We start from the raw sequence: 2267 nt of genomic DNA on the forward strand, positions 1-2267 counted from the left end.
GCCAAGTTGTTGAATCTAAAGGGGAAGTGGACATCTGTCCCGTCCATTCCGCCGAAGAAATCAAGGCGAACGCATGTTCGCCTTTTTTTATAGTGATCCACTCATCCCGAATTGGCTGACCATGTTTGAATTTATTCGTACCCATCGACGCTTGATGCAGTTTCTCCTGATGCTGGTCATCGTCCCGTCTTTTGCACTGGTCGGTATCAGCGGCTACCAAAGCTTCGGCGATGGCGCGAACACCATCGCCAAGGTCGGCGACCAGGTCGTTACGCAGCAGCAATATGAAGAAGCGCAACGCCAGCAGATCGACCGCTACCGCCAGATGATGGGCGAGCAGTTCGACCAGAAAATGTTTGACACGCCGGAAGCGCGCCAGAGCATCCTCGACAACCTGATCGCCGAGCGCGCCGTGGCCGCCGAAGTGGGGCGTAGCCACCTGGTCATCAGCGATGCCGTGCTGCAAAAGGAAGTACTGGACATCCCAGGCTTGACCTTGCCGGACGGTAAATTCGACCTGGAACGCTACAAGTCCATGCTGGCCGCCCAGGGCATGACGCCGCAGATGTACGATGCGCGCCGCCGCAGCGACCTGGCCCTGCAGCAACTGGCCGGCGCCGTGCAAGGCACCGCGTTCGCGCCGAGCACCGTCTCCAAGCGCCTGTCCGACATCACCTCGGAAGAGCGTGAAGTGCAGGAACTGCTGCTGCCGATCGCCCAGTACGTGTCGGAAGTCAAAGTGACGGACGCCATGATCAAGGCTTTCTACGACAAGAACAGCAAGTTCTTCGAGATCCCGGAACAAGCCAAGGTCGAGTACGTCGTGCTGGACGACAGCGCCGCCGGCGAGCAAGTCGACGTCACCGACGCCGACGTGACCGGCTACTACGCGAAGAACCAGAAAGCCTACACGACGGAAGAAGCGCGTCAGGCCAGCCACATCCTCGTAGCCGTCAAGAAAGACGCATCGGCCGCCGACAAGGCAGCCGCCAAGGCCAAGGCCGAAGCCATCCTGGCGGAAGTACGCAAGGCGCCAGCCAGCTTTGCCGCCGTGGCGAAAGCCAAGTCGGAAGACCCGGCGTCCGCGGAACAGGGCGGCGACCTGGGCGTGATTGGCAAGGATGGTTTGCCAGCACCGCTGCTGAGCGCTGTCGCGAAACTCAAGCAAGGCGAAATCAGCGATGTCGTCGCTTCCGATTTCGGCTTCCACATCCTGACCGTCACCTCGCTCAAGCCGCAGCACGTCCGTGCGCTGGATGAAGTGCGCGGCGAAATCACGGCCGACCTGCGCAAGCAATTTGCTGCCAAGAAATACTCGGAAATGGCCGAAACGTTCACCAACACGGTGTACGAACAATCGGACAGCCTGAAGCCGGTGGCCGACAAGCTGAAGCTGAAAGTGGAAACCGTCGCCAACCTGTCGCGCACACCATCGCCAGCACTGGGCAAGGCGCCGTTCAACAACGCCAAGTTCCTGACCGCCATCTTCTCGAACGACTCGTTGAAAGACAAGCGCAACACGGAAGCCGTCACCGTTGCTCCTAACGTGCTGATCGCCGGCCGCGTGGTGGAATTCAAGCCTGCCTCGAAGCGTCCGCTGGCCGAAGTCGAAGCGATGATCCGTCAGCGCGTGACCCTGGAAGAAGCGGAAAAACTGGCCAAGAAAGCGGGCGAGACCAAGCTGGCCGCCTTGAAGGCTTCGGGTGACGCCACTGGTTTTGGCGCGGCGCAATGGGTATCGCGCAGCAAGCTCGACGGCATCAACCGTGCCGCCATCGCGCAAGTCATGAAAGCAGACACCAGCAAGCTGCCAGCCTATGTCGGCGTGGACCTGCCAGCCCTGGGCTACGGCATCTACCGCATCGCCAAGGTGCAGCAGCCAGCAGAAGTGGATGCAGCGCGCCGCCAGCAAGAGAAAGACCAGATCAGCGGCATCCTGGCACAACAGGAAATGTTCGATTACGTCGAATACCTGAAAGCCAAGGCCAAGGTGAAGATCGTCAAGCCGGTGACCGCGCCGGTTGCAGCAGCGCCGGAAGCGCCGTAATCAGTTTTAGTCCATAAGAATAGCCGCTCTTGAGCGGCTATTTTTTTGTCTGTGGATTTTTGTCTGTGGAGTGAGCGTGCCATGGACGCGAGCGGGATCGTCAGCATAAAGCCGGGGTCAGACCCGGCGGGTCTGACCCCGGATTCTGCCTCAGGCTAGAAGTAACACCAGCCTTTTGCTTATTTGGCCCCCAGCAACGGCGCCAGCCGCGGCCAGATAT

General features: G+C 59.8%; 1 protein-coding gene. It reads left to right on the forward strand.

Going from position 1 to position 2267, the window contains the following annotated elements:
• The first annotated feature begins 121 nt into the window (after positions 1-121).
• Positions 122-2047: a SurA N-terminal domain-containing protein gene (locus tag ASN89_RS26615; protein ID WP_046685569.1), complete on the forward strand. Its 1926-nt coding sequence runs from the start codon at positions 122-124 to the stop codon at positions 2045-2047.
• The last annotated feature ends 220 nt before the right edge of the window (positions 2048-2267 follow it).

The organism is Janthinobacterium sp. Ant5-2-1 (assembly GCF_001445815.1).
Classification (GTDB): Bacteria; Pseudomonadota; Gammaproteobacteria; order Burkholderiales; family Burkholderiaceae_D; genus Janthinobacterium; species Janthinobacterium lividum_E.